Origin of the sequence: Erwinia rhapontici, from assembly GCF_020683125.1 — a bacterium.
GTDB lineage: Bacteria > Pseudomonadota > Gammaproteobacteria > Enterobacterales > Enterobacteriaceae > Erwinia > Erwinia rhapontici.
The window spans coordinates 1,472,438-1,494,247 of the sequence record NZ_CP085627.1 but is presented as its reverse complement, the minus strand read 5'-3'; the positions used below and the strand labels follow the sequence as shown (position 1 = coordinate 1,494,247).

General features: G+C 54.4%; 21 protein-coding genes. 11 read left to right on the top strand and 10 right to left on the bottom strand.

Annotation, left to right across the window (positions count from 1 at the left end):
- Position 1: 1 nt before the first annotated feature.
- From LJN55_RS07125 to mntR, 4 genes are all read right to left on the bottom strand, one after another.
- Positions 2–1,570, bottom strand: coding sequence for a DHA2 family efflux MFS transporter permease subunit (locus tag LJN55_RS07125; RefSeq protein ID WP_227535931.1), 1,569 nt, complete (start codon positions 1,568–1,570; stop codon positions 2–4).
- On the bottom strand, positions 1,567–2,685 hold the full coding sequence (locus tag LJN55_RS07120; protein WP_133841106.1) for an HlyD family secretion protein: 1,119 nt from the start codon (positions 2,683–2,685) through the stop codon (positions 1,567–1,569). Before LJN55_RS07120 ends, LJN55_RS07125 begins: the two co-directional genes overlap by 4 nt.
- Positions 2,686–2,802: 117 nt before the next feature.
- Positions 2,803–3,918, bottom strand: coding sequence for an SLC13 family permease (locus LJN55_RS07115; protein ID WP_133841107.1), 1,116 nt, complete (start codon positions 3,916–3,918; stop codon positions 2,803–2,805).
- Between the two features lie 130 nt (positions 3,919–4,048).
- Positions 4,049–4,498 carry a manganese-binding transcriptional regulator MntR gene (gene mntR, locus LJN55_RS07110; protein WP_133841108.1) on the bottom strand — a complete coding sequence of 150 codons (450 nt, stop codon included), beginning with the start codon at positions 4,496–4,498 and terminating at the stop codon, positions 4,049–4,051.
- A gap of 518 nt (positions 4,499–5,016) precedes the next feature.
- Between mntR and LJN55_RS07105 the strand changes: the two genes are divergently transcribed.
- Positions 5,017–6,597 (top strand): phosphoethanolamine transferase, encoded by a 1,581-nt coding sequence (locus LJN55_RS07105; RefSeq protein WP_171149361.1) that lies wholly within the window; start codon positions 5,017–5,019, stop codon positions 6,595–6,597.
- An 80-nt stretch (positions 6,598–6,677) separates the two neighbouring features.
- Here LJN55_RS07105 and ompX read toward each other — a convergent pair whose 3' ends face one another.
- Positions 6,678–7,187 carry an outer membrane protein OmpX gene (gene ompX, locus LJN55_RS07100; RefSeq protein ID WP_133841110.1) on the bottom strand — a complete coding sequence of 170 codons (510 nt, stop codon included), beginning with the start codon at positions 7,185–7,187 and terminating at the stop codon, positions 6,678–6,680.
- A gap of 375 nt (positions 7,188–7,562) precedes the next feature.
- Here ompX and rhtA point away from each other — a divergent pair, with 375 nt between their 5' ends.
- The 5 genes from rhtA (at position 7,563) to glnQ (ending at position 11,896) form a co-directional block, all read left to right on the top strand.
- Entirely contained in the window at positions 7,563–8,456 is an 894-nt protein-coding gene (gene rhtA, locus LJN55_RS07095) for a threonine/homoserine exporter RhtA (RefSeq protein WP_133841111.1), read from the top strand.
- A gap of 368 nt (positions 8,457–8,824) precedes the next feature.
- Positions 8,825–9,328, top strand: coding sequence for a DNA starvation/stationary phase protection protein Dps (gene dps, locus LJN55_RS07090; protein ID WP_133842093.1), 504 nt, complete (start codon positions 8,825–8,827; stop codon positions 9,326–9,328).
- A gap of 350 nt (positions 9,329–9,678) precedes the next feature.
- The gene (gene glnH / locus LJN55_RS07085; RefSeq protein WP_133842094.1) at positions 9,679–10,425 is read left to right on the top strand and encodes a glutamine ABC transporter substrate-binding protein GlnH; all 747 of its coding nucleotides are present in this window, start codon (positions 9,679–9,681) and stop codon (positions 10,423–10,425) included.
- A 92-nt stretch (positions 10,426–10,517) separates the two neighbouring features.
- Positions 10,518–11,177, top strand: a complete 660-nt coding sequence (glnP, locus tag LJN55_RS07080) for a glutamine ABC transporter permease GlnP (protein WP_062746608.1) — start codon at positions 10,518–10,520, stop codon at positions 11,175–11,177.
- Positions 11,174–11,896, top strand: coding sequence for a glutamine ABC transporter ATP-binding protein GlnQ (gene glnQ / locus LJN55_RS07075; RefSeq protein WP_133841112.1), 723 nt, complete (start codon positions 11,174–11,176; stop codon positions 11,894–11,896). Before glnP ends, glnQ begins: the two co-directional genes overlap by 4 nt.
- 193 nt (positions 11,897–12,089) lie before the next feature.
- Here glnQ and rlmF read toward each other — a convergent pair whose 3' ends face one another.
- Together rlmF and LJN55_RS07065 are read right to left on the bottom strand one after the other, a co-directional pair.
- Positions 12,090–13,019 carry a 23S rRNA (adenine(1618)-N(6))-methyltransferase RlmF gene (rlmF, locus tag LJN55_RS07070; RefSeq protein ID WP_159338097.1) on the bottom strand — a complete coding sequence of 310 codons (930 nt, stop codon included), beginning with the start codon at positions 13,017–13,019 and terminating at the stop codon, positions 12,090–12,092.
- A 145-nt stretch (positions 13,020–13,164) separates the two neighbouring features.
- Positions 13,165–13,701 (bottom strand): hypothetical protein, encoded by a 537-nt coding sequence (locus tag LJN55_RS07065; RefSeq protein ID WP_133841114.1) that lies wholly within the window; start codon positions 13,699–13,701, stop codon positions 13,165–13,167.
- Positions 13,702–13,854: 153 nt separating this feature from the next.
- Between LJN55_RS07065 and LJN55_RS07060 the strand changes: the two genes are divergently transcribed.
- Entirely contained in the window at positions 13,855–14,481 is a 627-nt protein-coding gene (locus LJN55_RS07060) for a flavin reductase family protein (RefSeq protein ID WP_227535930.1), read from the top strand.
- 148 nt (positions 14,482–14,629) lie between these two features.
- Positions 14,630–15,151: a 5' nucleotidase, NT5C type gene (locus LJN55_RS07055; protein ID WP_133841116.1), complete on the top strand. Its 522-nt coding sequence runs from the start codon at positions 14,630–14,632 to the stop codon at positions 15,149–15,151.
- Between the two features lie 79 nt (positions 15,152–15,230).
- Here LJN55_RS07055 and hutG read toward each other — a convergent pair whose 3' ends face one another.
- Both hutG and hutI read right to left on the bottom strand, forming a co-directional pair.
- Positions 15,231–16,022, bottom strand: coding sequence for an N-formylglutamate deformylase (gene hutG, locus LJN55_RS07050; protein WP_227535929.1), 792 nt, complete (start codon positions 16,020–16,022; stop codon positions 15,231–15,233).
- Positions 16,019–17,236: an imidazolonepropionase gene (gene hutI / locus LJN55_RS07045; RefSeq protein ID WP_227535928.1), complete on the bottom strand. Its 1,218-nt coding sequence runs from the start codon at positions 17,234–17,236 to the stop codon at positions 16,019–16,021. Before hutI ends, hutG begins: the two co-directional genes overlap by 4 nt.
- Before the next feature lie 81 nt (positions 17,237–17,317).
- Here hutI and LJN55_RS07040 point away from each other — a divergent pair, with 81 nt between their 5' ends.
- Complete coding sequence (locus tag LJN55_RS07040) at positions 17,318–18,673, top strand: formimidoylglutamate deiminase (RefSeq protein WP_133841119.1); 1,356 nt, start codon at positions 17,318–17,320, stop codon at positions 18,671–18,673.
- On the top strand, positions 18,670–19,227 hold the full coding sequence (locus LJN55_RS07035; protein ID WP_227535927.1) for a HutD/Ves family protein: 558 nt from the start codon (positions 18,670–18,672) through the stop codon (positions 19,225–19,227). The genes LJN55_RS07040 and LJN55_RS07035 overlap by 4 nt, the downstream gene beginning before the upstream one ends.
- Here the strand turns inward: LJN55_RS07035 and hutC are convergent.
- Positions 19,203–19,949, bottom strand: coding sequence for a histidine utilization repressor (hutC, locus tag LJN55_RS07030; RefSeq protein WP_133841121.1), 747 nt, complete (start codon positions 19,947–19,949; stop codon positions 19,203–19,205). The genes LJN55_RS07035 and hutC overlap by 25 nt on opposite strands.
- 300 nt (positions 19,950–20,249) lie before the next feature.
- Here hutC and hutH point away from each other — a divergent pair, with 300 nt between their 5' ends.
- Positions 20,250–21,794, top strand: a complete 1,545-nt coding sequence (gene hutH / locus LJN55_RS07025) for a histidine ammonia-lyase (RefSeq protein ID WP_213202273.1) — start codon at positions 20,250–20,252, stop codon at positions 21,792–21,794.
- Positions 21,795–21,810: the final 16 nt, after the last annotated feature.

Below are 21,810 nucleotides of genomic sequence, written 5' to 3'. Positions count from 1 at the left end.
GTCAGTGTGCTCCTGCACTGCCCTGGCTCTTGATAGGCGCCAGTAACAGACAAAATGGAATAAGGACCAGGGCAACAATACTGAGGCCCATAAAAACATCGATATAGGCGAGGAAACGCGCCTGCACGATCATCTGTTTATACAACTGCCCGGTGGCGATGGTCACCGGGTCACCCGCCATATGCACATAGTCCCTGACGCCCTGGGCCCAACGCTCAACCGTCAGGTTAAACGGCTCATTGAGTGGGGTCATGTTATGTACCAATTGCGCGCTACGCGCCTGGGAGCGTTCGGTGATCATCGCCGTCGATAGCGAAATACCAATCGATCCCGCCACATTACGAAACATGGTAAACAGCGCCGAGGCATCGGCATTCAGCCGCTGCGGAATAGTGACAAACGCGATGGTGGTCAGCGGTACAAATAGGAAGCCGAGGCCAATGGTCTGGAAACTGCGCATGATGACCAGCGTGGTGAAGTCGATATCCGGCGTCAGGGTCGATGAGTAGATAAACGACACCCCGAGCAATGCAAAGCCAAAGGCAATCAGCAGACGCGTCTGCACGATGGGCATCAGCTTCAGCACCAGCGGGATCGACAGCACAATCAGCACCGCCCCGGGCGACAACACCAGCCCCGAGAGCGTGGCGGTATACCCCAGGTCCTGCTGTGCCAGTTGAGGGATAACCACCGAACTGCCATACAGGATGGCAGCCATACCCGCCATCAGCAGGCAGGCCACCGCAAAATTACGATCTTTCAGCACGAGCAGATCGACCACCGGCTTTTTGGCATACAGCAACCAGTAAATCGCTCCGACAATTCCGGTCAGCGCCAACAGCGCGAAGGTAACGATAAACCCCGACTGGAACCAGTCTTCATCTTCGCCACGGTCCATCATCACCTGCAGGCAGCCAAGGCCGAGTGTGATCAGACTGATGCCGATATAGTCGACGCTCAGTTTGCCCTTCGCCTTTTTACGCTCCCACGGCGGATCTTCCAGCAGCTGGTAGATCGCCAGCACGCTGAGGATCCCCACCGGAATATTGATGAAGAACACCCAGCGCCAGCTGTAGTTATCGGTGATCCAACCGCCAAGCGTCGGTCCGAGAACCGGCGCCACGATCACCGCAATCGACGACAGACCGAACGCCTTACCGCGATCCTCCGGCTTAAAATAATCCAGCAGCACAGACTGCTGCACAGGCTGTAACCCGCCGCCGAAGAATCCCTGTAATACGCGGAACAGAATGATCTGCCACAGTTCAGTCGCAATGCCGCACAGGAATGAGCAGACGGTAAACATCACAATACAGATGAGGAAAAACTGCTTACGGCCCAGCAAACGACTCAGGAAGGCTGAAATCGGTAGCACGATGCCGTTGGCCACCAGATAGGAGGTCAGCACCCAGGTGGATTCGTCATAACTGGCCGAGAGCGATCCGGCCACATGCGGCAGGGCAACGTTAACGATGGTGGTGTCGAGGATCTCCATGAACACCGCAAGCGTCACGGTCATCGCGACCAGCCAGGGGTTACTGGCGGGCTTCCAGTTCTGGCCGGGATTCATTCCAGCGTGACCTTAGGTTCAACCGACAGACCAATCGGAAGCGGATGGTTCGGATCCAGCCCTTTATCAATCACGATTTTCACCGGCACGCGCTGCACGATTTTCACGTAGTTGCCAGTAGCATTCTCAGAAGGGAAAGCAGAGAAGCGGGAACCACTGCCCATCTGTACGCTGTCGACATGTCCCTCCAGCTTGAGGTCCGGCCAGGCATCGACACTAATCTCCACTCTGTCGCCCGGTTTCATCCGTGCCAGCTGCGACTCTTTAAAGTTAGCCACAATCCATACGTCGGGTGATACCAGTGAGAACAGCGACGAGCCTGCCTGCACCAGCGTCCCCACCTGTACATTACGTTTGGTGACAAAACCGTCGTAAGGGGCACGGACTTCGGTATAAGAGAGATTCAGATTCGCAGTATTGAGCTGTGCCTGTGCCTGTTCAACCTGGCTCTGCCGCGCTTCAACATTGGTTTCCTGCTGACGGATCTGCAAAGCCACCTGAGAAGCGACTTCAACCTGCGCCTGGGCATTCGCCAGTTCAGCTCTGGCACTGCGTAACTGGGCGTTTGCTGTATCGATATTGCGCTGTGACGTGGCACGCGGGTCGACGCCACGCTGGCGCTTATCGTCAGCCTGAGCATTCATATAATTGGCCTGCGCACTGGCGAGCTGTGCCAGCGCCTGGTCTTTCTGTGCCGGGTACTGTACCCGTGCCAGTTCCAGTTGAGCCTGCGCCTGATGCAGCTGTGCCTGAGCCAGGCCGAGCTGCGCTTTCGCCTGATCGCGCTGGGCAGTGGTATCACGCGGATCGATCACTACCAGCAGATCGCCCTTCTTCACTCGCTGGTTATCTTTAACCCGCAGCTCGGTGACATAGCCAGAGGCTTTCGGCGCAATGGTCACCGCATCCGCTTCAGTGAAAGCATCATCGGTGGTTTCAATATTGCGCGTGGTCAGCCAGAACCACAGCGCCACGATAATCATCACGACAACCACTATCGCCAGAATAACCAGAGGCTTTTTACCGGGCCGTTTGCGTGGAGTTTCTTCATTTTGCGCAGCATCAGACTGATGCTGGGATTCATCATCAGGTGCAGAGGAGGTTTGATTAGCCATAGTATCCGTCGGTGAGTGCGCCCGGGTTCAGCGAGCGCAATGATTCAGTCTGGTATAACCATAGGGCCAAAATTGACAAATGCCAGGGTTTCCTGACAAATCCGGAATTGCCTGACGTCAGTTCGCATGAATAAACAAATAGAGCCCCCAGCCACTGACTAACGCCCACACCAGCATCGGCAGGGAATAGAGGTGGAAGTGCCACCAGATAGCGCGATCTTTTGCCATGCGCAGCGCGATCAGGTTGGCCAGCGAGCCTGGCAGCAAGCCAAACCCACCAATATTCACCGCCCAGGCCAGCAGCACCGACGGCGGCAGGCTGCTGAGCAGCAGGATGGTGGCAGGGACATTACTGATCACCTGCGACAGCCCCGCAGCCAGCAAAAACTGCCCGCCAGCCGGAAGCTGCCCGGCCAGATGCAGGGTGGATTGCACCAGCGGCAGTTTCGTCAGCAGGAAGACATCGATAAACATCACGATAAACACCACCAGCAGGCTCCAGTCGATGCTTAACAGGATGCGGCGTGCCAGCGCAAAGAAGGTAGCAAACACCAGCACCAGCCCCCAGACGGCGATATCCAGTTCCAGCGCCGTGATAAACAGCAGATAAAGCAGCGTGCTGGCGAACAGCAACCGGCGCTGCCAGGGGGCATCTTCTGACGTCTGATGCTGCTCAATCTTCTTCGCGCGGAAACAGCAGGCGGTCAGTAACAGCAGGCTGAGCACCAGCCATCCGGCCAGCGGTAACATCTGCCAGATAAAACCGGCAAAGCCTGCCTCACCGTGGCGCCACAGCAGGATATTTTGCGGATTACCGATGGGGGTAAGCAGCGAACCCGCGTTCACCGCCAGGGCTTCAAAGATAATTAACCGTGCAATCGGCAGCGCGGAATACTTTCGCAGAGAGAGCGTCAGCGGCACCAAAATAAACAGAGCAACGTCGTTGGTCAGGAACGTTGAGAGCAGTGCGGCGGCGGCCACCAGAAACAGCGCCAACTGGCGCTGGTGGCGAAAGCCCTGCACCAGACGACGCCCGAGCACATCAAAATAACCGCTGGCCTCAATGCCTTTGGTCAGCATCAGCAAGCCGCTCAGCGTGATAATGGTGGGCCAGTCTACGGCACCAGGCAGTTCTGCCAGCCGGAAAGGCACAAAACAGGCCAGCAGCAGCCCCAGAACCACCAACAGATGCAAAAAACGATCGTGCAAAAAAGGTCTGAGCAGAGAAGTCATGCTGGCGCGCCATGTGATATCCCCTTTATCCCTGACGCTGCATCAGCATACACCCGATGGACCGTCCCTGGATGGGGTAAGGTTCTTCAGGGCTGTCGCAGGCAACGCCAGTGATGGGGGAAGAAGGTGATTAACGACTTTCGCTAAATTTTTTAAAGATGGCCAGCGTTTCATCGCTGACGTGATGCTCAATCCCTTCCGCATCGCGGCGTGCGGTATCCGGGCTGATACCCAGTGCCAGCAGGAAGGTTTCAACAATATGGTGACGCTCGCGGCTCTCTTCAGCCAGTTTTTCCCCTTCCGGTGTCAGGAAAACGCCCCGGTAAGGTACCTGTTCAACCAGCCCGCCTGTGGCGAGACGTTTAAGCATTTTTGCCACCGTTGGCTGCGACACGCCCAGGCGAGCAGCCATATCCACCTGGCGGGCTTCACCAAACTCACGGATCAGGTCAGAAATCAGCTCTACATAGTCATCGATTAATTCACGACGGTGCGCTTCACGTACCTGACGGAAACCCTCGACATGCTCTTCAATATCTTTCAGTGGCGCGGGCACTGCCACTTTTGCGCGACGACTCATTCAGCTTCCTCTTCTTATCAACCGCTGCATTATAGCGGGCAGCGGTCTGTTGTGTGCCACATTGTAAACGAACCGCAGGCAAGCACAAAATTTAGCGTATTAGCTATGGCTATAGGGTATAGCCTGTGCTATACCTGATGATAATTCGCGCATATCCTGATTGACCGGAGGGACATCAGATGAAAACACCACTGCTATTAAAACTCTTTTGCCGTTCGCCGTTTACACTCCGACTGATGCTGCTGGAAATGCTGGTGAATTCGAAGCCTGCCCGTCAGGCTTCTTAACCACTCAGCCCTTGTTCCGACTATTTTGTTTGTCACTTCACAGAACTTATTGATGATGCTGGTTGCCTTTCGGCAAAACAGCGATTATCGTGCCAGCCTTTCGTAAAGAATGCAGGCCGATCGGGCTCCACCCCACCCCTTCCCCCATGATCTTACGAGTTGTATCAGGCAGTTTGCCACTTCAGCGTCGAACTGAATGGTCGCTATAGCTTTCCCTAATAAGAACCAATAATGAATCTGACATTAATTAAAACTGCTACAGCAGGCCGTTATCGTGCCTGGGTTAGCCCGTACGTTGGGCTGTATTTACTTTTATCCGTTCTGATTAATCTGGCATTCGGTTACCCGTTAAGCGGTTTATACAGCCTGGCCTTTACGGCACTGCTGGTGCTGCTGGCGGCGATTGCCCCGAAGACGCAAAAAACGCTGATTGCCGTTGGTGTACTGATGGCCGGGTTCTATTACCCTTTTGGTCAGGTTTATGGCCCACCCAATTTTAATACCCTGCTGGCACTGCACGCGACCAATGTGGAAGAAGCCAGTGAAATAATGCTGATCTTCCCGCTGCATGATTATTTTATTGGCATGGCCATTCTGGCCGCCGGACTGCTGGCGCTCAGGCGTAAACCACTGGAAAAACAGCGCTGGTGGCACGCGGAAAGTGCCTGCCTCGCTTTCGTACTGGTGGCGTGGGTGACACAGCCAGTGATGAATCAGCTGACGGGCGGGGTGTTTAATCTGAAGGATACCGGTTTCCCACTGGTGCGCTTTGTGAAAGATACGCTGGAGAGTAAGTTTTCTGTCGATAAAGAGATCGACCGGATGAACCAGCTGGCCACGCTGAAAGACGACTGGCATGTGTTAAGCGTCAAACCCCAGCAGCAGATTTATGTGGTGGTCATTGGGGAAAGCGCGCGTCGTGATGCGCTGGGTGCCTTTGGCGGGCACTGGGATAATACGCCTTTTGCCAGCCAGCTTAACGGCCAGTTTTTCACCCGCTATACCTCGGCGGCCTCTTCCACTCAGAAATCGCTGGGCTTGACGCTTAATCAGGTGGTGGACGGTAACCCTGAATACCAGAACAATATCATTACTCTCGCTAACCGCGCCGGGTTTGATACCTGGTGGATGTCGAACCAGGGCCAGATTGGTCAATATGATACGCCGATTGCCAGCATTGCTCAGCGAGCCAAAAATGTGCATTTCCTTAAAAGCGGCGACTTTGAAGCGGATAAAAACACGCGGGATGAAGACCTGCTGAGTTTTACGCCAGGTGCACTGGCACGTCCGGTCGATCGTCCTCGCTTACTGGTGTATCACCTTGTCGGCTCGCATCCGAAGGCCTGTGATCGCACGCGTGGTCGCTTTGTCGAACGTCTGCATTCGCTGGAAACCTCATGTTATCTGTACAGCATGACGCAGACCGATGGTTTCCTGCAGCAGCTCTGGGAGCAGTTACACAGCAGCGGCCTGACTTTTTCGATGATCTATTTTTCCGATCACGGCCTGGCATTTAAAGAGAAAGGGACGCGTAACGAGTATCTGACTCACGATGATAAATATCGTCAGAACTTTGAGGTGCCGATGTTTATCAGCTCAAGTAACGACAGTCGTCATCAGATGATTACTACGCCGCGCTCAGCCAATGATTTCCTGATGCTGTTCTCACAGTGGACGGGGATTGAGACGAGGGAAATTACATCACGCTATCGCTTTGTATCCGCAGAGAAAGCGCCACCGATTGAAGTGACTAACTTTGCACTGAAGCGCCTGCCGTTTAATCAACTGCCGCAGGATCATTTTGCTAAATAGGACATTCACATAAAAAAAATCCGCCCCGAGGGGCGGATTCTTCAACGTCAGCCCGGTAATCCGGACTTGCGGTTAGCAACTTAGAAGCTGTAACCTACGCCAGCAGTCCAGGTGCCAACGTCAACGCTGCGGATACGGCTCTGCTCGTAACCCACGTCCAGAGCGATGTCCTGGATTGGGTTGAACTGCAGACCAGCACCGTAGGAGAAGCCTACGTCGCTTGAATCATATTTTTCACGGTTTGGTTCGTTGTACTGGTATTTGCCGTAGCCGATACCCACAACACCGTAGATGCTTGCCCAATCGTTCAGACGGTAAGCTGGACCACCAGTGATGCCATAGTACTGGCCCTTGATGTAGTCGCCTGCATCGGTACGGTCTTTCTCAGTGTAAGTGAAAGAGCCAATCCAACCCAGTGCATCGCTGCCGTTCTCGTAGCGGTATTTCAGGTTGAAGCCGTTAGCTTTGTTAGCTACGCCCTGGTAATCACTCTGAGCGTAACCAGCGGAAACGGTGCTCTGCGCCATTGCTGAACCAGCAGATACTGCCAGTACGCAAGCTAATGCTGAAAGACATGCAATTTTTTTCATAACCACCTCAAATGTGAAAGTACTTCTCTCCTGACAACGCTGGAAATATAACAAAAATCAGCGAGAAACTCTGCCCTGATTTTGTTGTCTAACAGAATGTTTGGTGTAACAGAAAGTTAATGATGCTTTCTATGTCATTCTTTTTTCTTATGATTATTGCCATTTTCATTCTATTTTTATCGACTGTAAAAAAAGCTTCATTGAGATAAATCCTAATCAAATCTGACAGTTCTTTACTGAACTGGCCCTGTTTTCTGACAAAATTTCTGTTTTTTTCACTTATTTTTTTCCCCTCACTGGGTTTAACAGCGCCTTCCAGTACACTGTCACAGCGCGTTTATCTTCGAAACGGATCAATTAAGGCTGGAATACAGGATGTCTTCACACGTAAAAAATGCTGTCTGGTTACCCGTGCTGGTGCTGCTGATTGCCATGACGTCAATTCAGGGTGGTGCTGCGCTGGCCAAAACACTGTTTCCTACCGTCGGTGCACCAGGCATTACCGCCCTGCGTCTTGGCCTGGGTACGGTTATTCTCTGCGTGATCTTCAAACCCTGGCGGTTGCATTTCAACCGTCAGCAGATCTTGCCACTGGTGATCTACGGTCTGGCGCTGGGCGGAATGAACTATTCCTTCTATTTATCGATACGCACTGTACCGCTGGGTATTGCCGTGGCACTGGAGTTTACCGGCCCACTGGTGCTGGCGCTCGCAGGATCACGACGACCCCTGGATTTTCTCTGGGTCGGGCTGGCCGTACTGGGGCTGTTCTTCCTGCTGCCGATCGGGCATAGCATTGATAGCATAGACCCGCTTGGTGCGATATATGCGCTGACCGCTGGCGCCCTATGGGCAGTGTATATTCTGGCGGGCAAACGTGCGGGTAGCCAGCACGGCCCGGCCACCGTCGCGGCAGGCTCCCTGATTGGCGCGTTGGTGTTTGTACCGCTGGGCCTGGCGTATGCCAACCCCGGGATCTGGACCTTATCACTGATCCCCATTGGCCTGGCGATTGCGGTGCTCTCCAGTGCTCTGCCCTACTCACTGGAAATGGTCGCACTGACACGTCTGCCTGCACGGACTTTTGGTACGTTAATGAGCCTGGAACCGGCAATGGCGGCTATCTCTGGCATGCTGTTCCTGGGTGAAGTACTGACGCTGGTACAGTGGCTGGCACTGCTGGCGATTATTACCGCCTCGGCGGGTTCAACCCTGACGATGCGCCCGGCAAAGCAGGACATTGACCCGGTGGGAGAATTAAGAGAATAAACGGCACCCTGCCTGCGGGAAATGTATCTCCCGCAGGTGATGACATCCTCCATGCTTAATTCCACAGCGCGAATTGTGACAAATTGGTTAATTACCTCATCAGAAACATCCAGTTATAATTTTAATAAAAATGAATCACTTAATGCAAAATTAAAAAAATTACCCTTTAAAAACATAAATATATAATAATAAAATAAACAAAAATCATTCGCATCATTATTTAACCTCACCCTTCTCTGTCTTTATTCTGTCAACAGGCCGGCACTATTCAATCAATAGGCACTAACTTTCCAACAAAATTAAAAACCAGTGCTATACTTAATCTCGTATTCAATTAGGACAACCTGACTATCAAGAGGATATTAATGATGAGTACCGCTAAACTGGTTAAAGCAAAATCTTCTGATCTGATTTACACCCGTAACGACGTGGCCGATGACGAGAAAAAAGCCACCATTGAGGTGCTTAATCGTCTGGTTATTGAATTTATCGATCTGTCGCTGATCACCAAGCAGGCGCACTGGAACATGCGCGGAGCAAACTTTATTGGCGTCCACGAGATGCTTGATGGCTTCCGCACTGCGATCACCGACCACCAGGATACCATTGCAGAACGCGTTGTGCAGCTGGGTGGCGTGGCACTGGGCACCACGCAGATCGTTGCCGACAAAACACCGTTGAAAAGCTACCCGCTGAATATTCACAGCGTGCAGGATCACCTGAAAGCGCTGGCCGATCGTTATGGCATCGTTGCTAATGACGTGCGTAAAGCTATCAGTGAAGTCTCGGATGAAGACTCTGCCGACATCTTCACCGCCGCATCACGCGATCTGGATAAATTCCTGTGGTTTATCGAATCTAACATCGAATAATCGCACTGACGATTCCGCTCAGCTCCTGGCAGATGGTGATCCATCTGCCTTTTTTTTGCCAAAATGTTGCTAAAGTAAGAACTCTGTGACATTAAATTAATCCCCCCCGACACTATCTGTTGTTTTTATCCCGTAATTTGCTAAAACTGCTGATGCACCACCATAGACACAGCGCACCATAATGGGGCACCAAAATTGTGCACCACCCTGAACCCTGTCAATGAGCTTAAGAAAAATCGCATTTAACTTGCTGTTTTTCATTGTTTTTGCAAAACTGGCACGATTCTTTCATAGGGCTGCGGGCATTTAATCGGGAAAGACCTTTCCCGAGAAGCGATAAGGATAAAATGATGAAGTCAATTTTTAAGGTTTCTCTTGCAGCGCTGACGCTGGCGTTTGCGATGTCTTCCACGGCTGCTGACAAAAAACTGGTTGTTGCTACCGATACCGCTTTCGTGCCTTTTGAATTCAAACAGGGTGATAAATATGTCGGTTTCGACATCGACCTGTGGGATGCGATTGCCAAACAACTGAACATGGAATACACCCTGAAGCCAATGGACTTCAGCGGCATCATTCCTGCGCTGCAAACCCGTAACGTTGACCTGGCTCTGGCCGGTATCACCATTACTGAAGAGCGCCAAAAAGCGATCGACTTCTCTGACGGCTATTACAAAAGCGGCCTGTTAGTAATGGTGAAAGCGGGTAACGATGCCATCAAAGGCATCAATGACCTGAATGGCAAAGTGGTTGCAGTGAAGAGCGGCACCGGATCGGTTGACTACGCTAAACAGCACATCAAATTTAAAGATCTGCGTCAGTTCCCGAACATCGACAATGCCTATATGGAACTGGGTACCAACCGTGCTGACGCGGTCCTGCACGACACACCAAACATTCTTTACTTCATCCACACCGCAGGCAAAGGCCAGTTCAAAGCTGTAGGTGAGTCAATTGAAGCACAGCAGTACGGTATCGCCTTCCCGAAAGGCAGTGATGAGCTGCGTGGGAAAGTGAACGGCGCACTGAAAACACTGCGTGAGAACGGCACCTACAATACGTTGTACAAAAAATGGTTCGGCAGCGAACCTAAATAATAAGAAAATATCGGTAACGCCTTAAATGCAGGAGCGTGTTGCTCCTGCGTTTTTTCCACATCAACACACTGTTTTAGATCCGGAGAATAAACATGCAGTTTGACTGGAGCGCCATCTGGCCTGCTATTCCAATCCTGCTTGAAGGTGCCAAAATGACCCTGTGGATTTCGGTCCTCGGTCTGCTTGGCGGTGTGATCATCGGTCTGGCCGCAGGTTTCGCCCGCGCCTACGGTGGCTGGCTTTCACGCAACATCGCGCTGGTTTTCATTGAACTGATCCGTGGCACCCCTATCGTGGTGCAGGTGATGTTTATCTATTTCGCACTGCCAATGGCACTGCCCGATTTCAGAATCGACCCGTTCACTGCTGCGGTGGTGACCATCATGATCAACTCAGGTGCCTACATCGCTGAGATTACGCGTGGTGCTGTGCTGTCGATTAACCGTGGCTTCCGTGAAGCCGGCCTGGCGCTGGGCCTCTCCAGCCGTGAAACGCTGCGCTACGTGATTATGCCGCTGGCGCTGCGCCGTATGCTGCCACCACTGGGTAACCAGTGGATCGTCAGCATCAAAGACACCTCACTGTTTATCGTGATTGGTGTGGCAGAACTGACCCGCCAGGGACAGGAAATTATTGCAGGTAACTTCCGCGCACTGGAAATCTGGAGCGCCGTTGCGGTTATCTATCTGATTATTACGCTGGTGCTGAGTTTCGTTCTGCGTCGCCTTGAGAGAAGGATGAAAATCCTGTGATTGAATTTAAAAATGTTTCCAAGCACTTCGGTGCTACTCAGGTCCTGCATGACATCGATCTGAAAATAAACCAGGGCGAAGTGGTGGTGATTATCGGCCCATCGGGTTCCGGTAAATCCACACTGCTGCGCTGCATCAACAAACTGGAAGAGATCACCAGCGGTGATTTGATTGTTGATGGCAAAAAGGTCAACGACCCGAAAGTGGACGATCGTCTGATCCGCCAGGAAGCGGGCATGGTATTCCAGCAGTTCCATCTGTTCCCACAGATGAGTGCGCTGGACAACGTTGCCTTCGGTCCTATCCGCGTACGCGGTGCGAAGAAAGCCGATGCTCAGCGTCTGGCGAAGGAACTGCTGGGTAAAGTCGGCCTGGCTGAACGTGCTAACCACTTCCCTTCCGAGCTGTCCGGTGGCCAGCAGCAGCGCGTGGCGATTGCCCGTGCGCTAGCCGTGAAGCCGAAAATGATGCTGTTCGATGAACCCACCTCTGCGCTTGACCCGGAACTGCGTCACGAAGTGTTAAAAGTAATGCAGGACCTGGCTGAAGAAGGCATGACCATGGTCATCGTGACCCACGAAGTGGGCTTTGCGCAGAAAGTGGCATCGCGCCTGATCTTTATCGATAAAGGCCGTATTGCGGAAGACGGTAACCCTGACGAGTTGATCTCCAACCCGCCAAGCGCCCGTCTGCGTGAGTTCTTACAGCACGTGTCGTAATCCCTTCAGGGGCGAACCTGCGTTCGCCCCTGCTTTTCGTCTTTGTCTCAAAACCTCTCCTTTCTCTTTCACACCGTCTTGACGGTCTATACTTTTCTGCCGATCGCCACTACAGGAGAAGAGGATTCGCGCACACGAACAGGGTGTTTGACGCCCGCTTAAACGAAACGGGCCGACTCACACAGCGGCAAGGTTAAAGATTAAGGTTGCGCGTTCTCTGCGGCTGTTCCATAAAACTCCACGCAATAAAGCGGCTCTGCTTCTGTCCCTGGGCCATTTCAACGGTACGCATGGCAGCAACATCCGCCTCTTCCAGCGTACGCCACAGCTCCGGCAGATGCTCTTTGCGTGATACCAGCGTGGTGAACCACACGCACTGACGGCCGAAGCTGGCGCTCTCTTCAATCATGCGCTTGATAAACGCCACTTCGCCGCCTTCACACCAGAGTTCGTCCTGCTGCCCGCCGAAGTTCAACGGAGAGTGGCGATCCAGCCCCAGGTTGCGCAGCTTGCGCTGGCTGCCCTGGTGGGCATCGGCTGCGGATGCGTGGAACGGTGGGTTACACAGTACGGCCTGATACAGCTCACTTTTGTGAATCACACCTTTAAAAATCGCGTTAGTGTCTTTCTGACGGCGCAGACGAACGGCACGGTTCAGGCCCGGATTCGCCGCGATAATCGCATTGGCGGACGTCATCGCCTGCTCGTTGACTTCACTGCCGGTAAAGCGCCACTGGTATTCGCTGTGGCCAATCAACGGATAAATCAGGTTTGCACCGCAGCCGACGTCCAGCACGTTAATGTCACGCGGCACCACGCGGCGGTTATCTTCCGCCAACAGGTCAGCCAGATGATGAATATAATCGGCACGTCCCGGCACTGGCGGGCAAAGGAAACCTTCCGGGATATCCCAGTGAGCGATCTGATAAAAATGGCTCAGCAGGGCCTGATTCAGCGCCTTAACGGCATCGGGATTGCCGAAGTCCACGGACTCGCTGCCCCAGTTATTGACCGCGACAAAAGGTGCCAGGGGGGGATGGCTGGCAATCAGCGCGGCAAAATCGTAGCGACCGCGATGACGGTTACGGGGGTGAAGCACATTTTTTTCAACAGGGGTTTTCATCAGTCATTCTCTTATCAGCAGACGCGTAAGATACCTGCTGCGCTATTAATGGTAAACCACTGGCAGATAATTCACGCGTTGTGTCTGCGGGTGGGCAGCGCCTGCTGAGAGAAAAAGGGCCTGACGGCCCTGATTTTTGTGCTGACTATTTCGCCATCGCTTTCATCGCTTCGAGATCGGCTAATGACGTAAATTCGCAGCTTAGCAGTGTCTTACCCGGGATCCCCTGCGCTTCACGTGCCGTGATCGCCACGCGTCCCATCTCCGGTGAAGGCTGGTCGGCATCGGCTAATACGCGAATGTAGCTTTTGGTCGCCACGATCATCGGGTTTTTTGGCTCAGGCGTTAACTGATAAGTTTTCGCCAGCTCATCGGCTTTATTGCCTTCGACCAGCACGCCGTAGGTGGTACCTGCCAGCACAAAGGCTTTGGTGCTGTAACCATCTTTGACCACAGCTTCAGTCAGCGGGTAAACCGCCATTGCACCCACCAGCTGATATTTAGACACTTTTTCTGCTTCATTGTAGAGCGCGCTGGCAGCCTTGGTGGTGTAGGCTGGTTTGCATAATGCGGCATCAAAAAATGCGCTATTATCCGCCGCTGTAGCCGCTGTAGCCGAAAACAGTACCGCGGCAGCAATCAGAAGAGGGGTTGCAGTAAAACGCGAGGCATTTGAATACATGTAAAGCTCCTTAAAATTAAGTTCCTTAAAAAATATAAGGGCATATCTTCTTAGATAGCGCCCCTAATATATTGCATGTTTCAAATGATTTCCCAACTGAATGCATTTGACTTAAGTCATTAATATTTATCTTTATTATTATAGGAGTTCCCTTTGCGTACGCGTCATTCGTATCAACCTAAACAAGGCCACGGCCTGCCGCACGATCCACTCAATGCGATCATTGGTCCGCGCCCGATTGGCTGGATCAGTTCACAGAATGTGGCCGGGCAGCGTAATCTCGCACCCTATAGCTTCTTTAACTGCTTTAATTACCGCCCTCCAGTGATTGGGTTCGCCAGCAGCGGCTGGAAAGACAGCGTGGCGAACATCGTTGAAACCGGAGAATTTGTCTGGAACCTGGCGACACGTTCGCTGGCCGTTCCGATGAATGAAAGCTCGGCCTCTCTTGCCCACGGCGAGGATGAGTTTGCTTATGCGGGGCTGACTGCCCTGCCGGCCAGCCTGGTAAACGTCAGTATGGTGGCCGAAAGCCCGGTCAATTTTGAGTGCCGACTCTCACAGTGCATCCAGTTGCAAACCGCCGATGGCGAGCAAATCCCGACCTGGCTGGTATTGGGCGAAGTGGTGGCGATCCATATTGATCAGGAGCTGCTGGTTGAAGGAATCTATCAGACGGCGAAAGCAGAACCGATCCTGCGTGCAGGCGGCCCCTCAGCCTATTACGGCATCAGTGAAGCATTAAAGTTTGATATGGTCAGGCCGGATGCCCGGGGTTGAATACCTGTCGGGCCTGCCCGACAGGTGCAATCGAATAAACGTCAGATAACAGGCCATTCAGTGAGGCCGGTATGACAAACGCCGACATGCCGTCCGCAGGCTTTTTTGCTATGATGCGAATTCTAAAAACATTAGTCATGGAGTGATTATGAAACGCATCGCCATCGATATGGATGAAGTCATCGCTGATTTTCATACTAAGATATTAGCCACCTGGAACGCCCATTTTTCACAGCAGCTGATGCCGGATGAGCTGAACCTGTTTAATCTGCATCAGGACGATCAAGATAAACTGGTGGAAATCTTTGAGCTGGTCGGCGACCCCACCTTCTTTGCCGACCTGGGCGTGATCGCCGACAGTCAGCGGGTGATCGCCCGGCTGAGCGAGCATTACGAGATTTTTATTACGACCGCTGCGATGGAAGTGCCGACATCGTTCAACGCCAAGTTTCAGTGGCTAAAACAGCACTTCCCGGCCATCAAACCCAGCAACATCGTGTTCTGCGGCAACAAAAGCATTATCAATGCCGACTATATGATCGATGACAACGTGATTAACTTCGCGAATTTCTGCGGGGAAGGCATTCTCTATTCGGCACCGCATAACCGCCATGTGACGGGCTACCGACGCGTGGAAAACTGGCAGGACATTGAAACCCTGTTGTTGTAAGACAGAAACGTTGTTGTAAGACATAAAAATTGTTGTAAGGCAGATAAAATCAGGGCGCAACACCGTTGCGCCCGAAAGATCAACGCGATTTTCCGTAGTGCAGCAGCGTCTCGATCAGCTGCTTAAGCAGCGGTTGTAGGCTGCTGGCTTTATCTTCTCTCCAGCCAAAGGGCGGCTGCTCATCCATATAATGACACTGCGCCAGCTCCAGCTGCACCGCATGTTGGTTCTCCTGCGGTTTACCGTAAGCGCGGGTAATATAGCCGCCTTTAAAGCGCCCATTCAGCACCCAGCTAAACTGTGACTGCGCATCGCAGCACGCAGTGAGCTGTTGCGCCAGTTCCGGGTGGCAGCTGGCACCATCGTTGGTTCCCAGATTCACATCAGGTAATTTTCCATCAAATAAACGTGGGATTACTGACGCTATCGAATGGGCGTCAAATAACAGCGCATAACCAAATTGATGCCTGATCCGCGCCAGCTCCTGCTCGATTTTGTCATGATACGGCTGCCAGATATGGTGCAGATACCCTTCACGCTGTACCGGTGTGGGTGTTTTTCCCGGGGCAAACGTTGGAGAGCCGTCAAACAGGGTTTCCGGGTAAAGCCCGGTGGTGGCCGTGGTGTACAGTGCCTGGTTATCCGGCGGACGATTGAGGTCGATAACAAAGCGTGAATAGTAGCCCACCAGCACGCTGATGCCCATTGCCCGGGCAAAGTCGTACAGCTGAGGAATATGCCAGTCGGTATCGGGTAGCCCGCGCGCGGCATCACTTAAGCCGGCCTCCACTTCAGGGGTGAGCTGCGTGCCCGCATGGGGAATACTGAGCAGCAGCGGCAGCGTACCGGCGCTGAATTGATAAGCGTTCATCGTTCTTCTCCACGAAAGACGACCCGGCAGGGTAACTGCCCGCCAAGCCAGTAAACCAGTTCAGCCGGACGTACCAGTGGCCAGTGAACGAAATCGGCCAACTTACCGACCTCCAGTGAACCCAGTCGATCGGCCAGACCCAGTGCTCGCGCACCGTTCAGCGTCACTCCTGCCAGCGCCTCTTCCGGCGTCATACCAAACAGCGTGCAGCCCATATTCAGCATCAGACGCAGTGACAAAGCCGGGGACGTTCCCGGATTGGCGTCGCTGGCCAGCGCCATCGGCACCTGATAACGGCGGAACAACTCAACAGGCGGGCGCTGTGTTTCACGCAACAGATAGAAAGCACCGGGCAGCAGTACGGCAACGGTGCCGTGTTGCGCCATCGCAGCAACGTCAGTTTCAGTGGCATATTCCACATGGTCCGCCGACAGCGCATTAAATTCTGCCGCAAGCGCACTGCCACCCAGCGGTGACAGCTGTTCTGCATGCAGCTTCACTGGCAATCCGAGCCGCTGTGCCGCGGTAAAGACCCGCCGTACCTGATCGGGGGAAAAGGCCAGGTGCTCGCAGAAGGCATCCACCGCATCGGCCAGACCTTCTGCCGCCACCTGAGGCAACAGCCGATCACAAATGACATCAACCCAGGCATCGGGCTGCTGCTGATACTCCGGCGGCACCGCATGTGCCGCCAGGCAGGTTGCCTGGATCTGTGCAGGTACCTGCTGCGCCAGTTGACGAATGGCCTGCAGCATCCGCAGCTCGCTGGCAATTTCCAGCCCGTAACCGGATTTAATCTCAACGGTGGTGACACCCTCGGCCAGCAAATGATCGAGGCGCTTGCGGGCACTGGCCACTAACTGCGCCTGGGAAGCGCTGCGGGTTGCGCGCACGGTAGACAAAATGCCCCCGCCCTGGGCCGCAATCTCGCTGTAACTGACCCCGTTCAGACGTTGTTCAAACTCATGGCTGCGATCGCCCCCAAACACCAGATGCGTATGACAGTCCACCAGACCGGGCGTGATGATCCCCCCGCCGAGATCGGTGCGCTGACTGGCCGCAATATGCGCACTGTGTGTATAAGGCCCCAGCCAGACAATCTCTTCCCCGCTGACGGCAATGGCGCCTTGCTCAATGATGCTGTAACGCCCATCCTGCATGGTGACAATATCGGCCCCATACCAAAGATGGTCGCAGCTGAGTTGCTGGTTCATCCGCTCTCCCATGTTATGCACTTTACTGTTGAATCATAAGTATGTATATGTATATACAACCTCATTGCACAGGAAGCAACCATGACACGCTTTTTTGCGCCCCGCGCCCTGCTGGCCGATGGCTGGCAGCGCAATGTCCTGATTGATGTCGATGCACAGGGCATGATCACCGCCACTGCTGCCAACAGCACGCCCGAGGGAGCACAGCGGCTTAATGGCGTCGTGCTGCCTGCGATGGCCAACCTGCACTCACACGCTTTCCAGCGGGCGATGGCCGGGCTGGCCGAAGTGGCGGGTGACCCGCAGGACAGCTTCTGGACCTGGCGCGACCTGATGTATCGCATGGTGCAGCGTCTGTCGCCGCAGCAGGTCGGTGCCATCGCCACACATCTGTATGTTGATATGCTGAAAGGCGGCTATACCCAGGTGGCCGAGTTCCACTATCTGCACCATCAGCCCGATGGCCAGCCCTATCCTGACGATGCGATGCTGCGCCAGTTGATTCACGCCGCCGACCGCAGCGGCATTGGTCAGACACTGTTACCCGTGTTGTACAGTTATGCCGGATTTGGCAGCCAGCCCGCACAGCCGGGGCAGAAACGGTTTATTCAGGATACCAACACCTATCTGGCTCAGCAGCAGCGCCTGCACCAGCTGATTGCCGGGCGGCCGTTGTACAACCAGGGGCTGTGCTTCCATTCTCTGCGTGCGGTGAACGAACAGCAGATGCGCGAGGTGTTGGAAAGCAGTCCCGCCGATCTTCCGGTGCATATTCATATTGCGGAGCAGGAAAAAGAAGTCAACGACTCGCTGGCCTGGAGCGGTGAACGCCCGGTGAGCTGGCTGCTGGATCGCTTTGCCGTGGATTCACGCTGGTGTCTGATTCACGCCACGCATCTGGACGAACAGGAGATCCGCCGCCTTGCCGCCAGCCAGGCCGTTGCCGGTCTGTGCCCGACCACCGAGGCTAATCTGGGGGACGGGATTTTCCCGGCCACCGACTACGTGGCTCAGGGCGGTCGCTGGGGGATTGGCTCTGACAGCCATGTTTCGCTGGATGTGGTGGAAGAGTTGCGCTGGCTGGAATATGCCCAGCGACTGCGCGACCGCCGCCGCAACCGTATTGTGACCGCGCAGGAACCGTCAGTGGGTGACGTGCTGTATCAGCAAGCGCTGGCAGGTGGTGCTCAGGCATGCGGCGTGAAGATCGGCAGCCTGCAACCCGGCTACCGCGCTGACTGGCTGGTGCTGGCCGGGGATGCCCTGCTGGACAGCACCCCGGATACCTCACTGCTGAACCGCTGGCTGTTTGCCGGCCACCGTAGCCAGATTCAGGATGTGTTTGTCGCCGGACAGCAGCGCATCCGTGACGGACAGCATGCACAACAGACCGCAATTAATGCCGATCTGCGTGATGCCCTGGAGGCATTACAGTGATCCATCTGTATGAGAGCAACCGCCTGCCCGCCAGCCGCTGGCGTAATGGCGGTGGTGAAACGCGGGAAATTGTCAGCTATCCACCCGGTGCAGCGGATTTTGACTGGCGCATTAGCATTGCCACCATTGCCGCTGACGGTGATTTTTCACTGTTCCCCGGCATCGATCGCATTATTACGCTGCTCAGCGGGGATGTGGCGCTCTATCGTCATGACCAGCTTTATCAGCCGTTGAGCCTGCATCAGCCGTTCGCCTTTCGTGGCGAAGAAGCCATCAGCGCCCGGCTCTCCGGCAAAATCAGTACAGACTTTAATATCATGGCACGGCGCAGTGCTTTTCTGCCGGAGGCGGGGATTGCCACCACGCGCTTTGCACCTGCGGCGATTGAGGCGGGCGTGGTGTATGTGATTTCAGGTCAGTGGCAGCATCAGCAAACGCTGCTAAAAGCGGGCCAGGGCGCATGGTGGGCGAACAATGCCGGGGCGTTTATCCCGGTGTCAGAAGATGCGCAGTTGCTATGGGGCACGCTTCACTTAAAACGTCCGAATAACTGATAGCGTGAACCAGGATAGAGCAGGCGCGCGTAAGTCACAATCTTGCCCTCGCTCCAGGTCTGGCGGCGGATCAACAGGCAGGGCTCCGTAGCCTCGATTGCCAGATGACGGCACTGCTGTGCATCCGGCAATACCGCTTCCACAATATGCTCACCTGCTGTCAGCGGTGCCACATGCATCAGATAGGTATAAGGCGTCTGATGCTCATAGTCCTGTTGCAGATAATCCGGTGCCATTTGCGGATTCACCAGGCGATCTTCCAGCTGTACGGGTTGCTCGTTTTCGTAATGCACCATCAGCGAGTGGAACAGTGACTGACCGGTGGTTAATCCCAGCACAGCCGCTTGTTCCGGGTCGGCTTTACATTCGCGCAGCGTGAGGATTTTGCTGCTGTGCCGATGACCACGCTGGGCGATCTCTTCTGCGATATTGTGCACTTCCAGCATTGCCGTATAGCCCTTCACTTCGGCCACAAAGGTGCCCACCCCCTGCATACGGATCAGATACCCTTCGCTGGTGAGTTCGCGCAGTGCGCGGTTGATGGTCATACGGCTGACGCCGAGTTCATTGACCAGCTCGCTTTCTGACGGCACGCGCTGGTTGGCTTTCCACACCCCTTCACGGATCTGGCTGATAATCGCCTGCTTAACACGCAGGTAAATCGGAGCAGGCTGATCGCTCATGGCTGCGGAGAGTTGTGAAATGGCAGTCTGCACGACCATAGCGGATTCCTTAATTATCTGATAACGGAAGTTTACGGGCTAAAACCTGATATGTATAGACATCCGGACCGCACCTGAATAAAGCATGATGCCCTGATGCAGTGCAAACCCGAAAGCCTGCTGTGCGCGGGCTCCTGGAAAAATCCCCGGTTAAACACACATTTTCTCCGAAATCGTTTTTGTGACGCAGCTGGCACAACTCTTGCTGGTTGTATAGACAAGACTATACACATGTGTTTCACTCATTAACGTCTTCCTAACAAAACACAGCAACCTTAGTTGTCTATACAGGAGTATACCATGTCACTGACTACGCATCATTGCCTGCTGACGCCGGGCAAGGTGGACCTGGCCACCCTCAAAAGGATCTATCGCGGGGGTGTCACACTGGCGCTGGACGAAACGTCACGCAGCCGTATTCAGCAGGCGAGTGCCACGGTGGCCGCGATCGTCAAAGAAGGCAAAGTGACCTACGGCATCAACACCGGTTTTGGCAAACTGGCACAAACCACCATTCCAACGGAACGCCTGGCCGAGCTGCAACGTAACCTTGTTCTGTCACACAGCGTCGGGCTGGGTGATCTGCTGCCAGATGATGTTGTGCGCGTGATTATGGCGACCAAAGTCATCAGTCTCGCGCGTGGTCATTCGGGAATACGTATTGAACTTGTCGACGCACTGCTCGCCCTGTTTAACGCAGGCATCATGCCGTGCATCCCGGAAAAAGGCTCCGTTGGCGCCTCTGGCGATTTGGCCCCGCTGGCACATCTGTCGCTGATGCTGCTGGGTGAAGGTGACGTCCGCGTTGAGGGCAAGCTGATACCCGCCACGCAAGGGCTGGCGATCGCCGGACTTAAGCCATTTGTGCTGGGGCCGAAAGAGGGCCTGGCACTACTGAACGGTACCCAGGTATCGACGGCGCTGGCACTGCGCGGACTGTTTGAGGGGGAGAATGTGTTTGCTGCCGGATTGGTGGCGGGTGCTCTGTCGCTGGAAGCGATTAAAGGCTCGATCAAACCTTTCGATCACCGCATTCATGAAGCGCGTGGTCAGCAGGGTCAGATTGACGTGGCCGCTGCGGTGTCAGCGCTTCTGGAAGGCAGTGAAATCCTCACTTCGCATGCCAACTGTGGCCGCGTGCAGGACCCCTACTCCATTCGCTGTGTCCCACAGGTGATGGGCGCCTGCCTCGATAACCTCAATCATGCGGCGAAAGTGTTACAGATTGAAGCTAATGCCGCCTCCGATAACCCGCTGGTGTTTACCGACACCGGCGAAGTGATTTCCGGCGGTAACTTCCACGCCGAGCCGGTGGCGTTTGCCGCCGATATCATCGCACTGGCCGTTGCCGAAATCGGTGCCATCTCTGAGCGTCGCCTGGCGCTGCTGCTGGATACCGGCCTTTCCGGTCTGCCGCCGTTCCTGGTGAACGATGGTGGGGTGAACTCCGGCTTTATGATCGCTCAGGTGACCGCCGCTGCGCTGGCCTCTGAAAACAAATCGCTGGCCCATCCGGGCAGCGTCGACAGCCTGCCCACCTCCGCAAACCAGGAAGATCACGTTTCCATGGCAACCTACGCCGCCCGTCGTCTGGGCGCGATGTGTTTTAACACCGCTGCCGTGGTCGGCATCGAAGCGATGGCCGCTGCACAGGGTATTGATTTTATCCGCCCGCTGCACAGCTCCCCTCAGCTGGAAAACGTGCTCGCCGCCATCCGCGAACGCGTGCCTTACCTGGAAAAAGACCGCCTGATGGCACCGGATATCGAGCAGATGCGTCTGTGGGCTGGCGCGGATCGCTGGCCGGATATGATCGCCGCCCTGCAACCCTCACGCGCGCGCTAAGCCCATATTGAGAAGG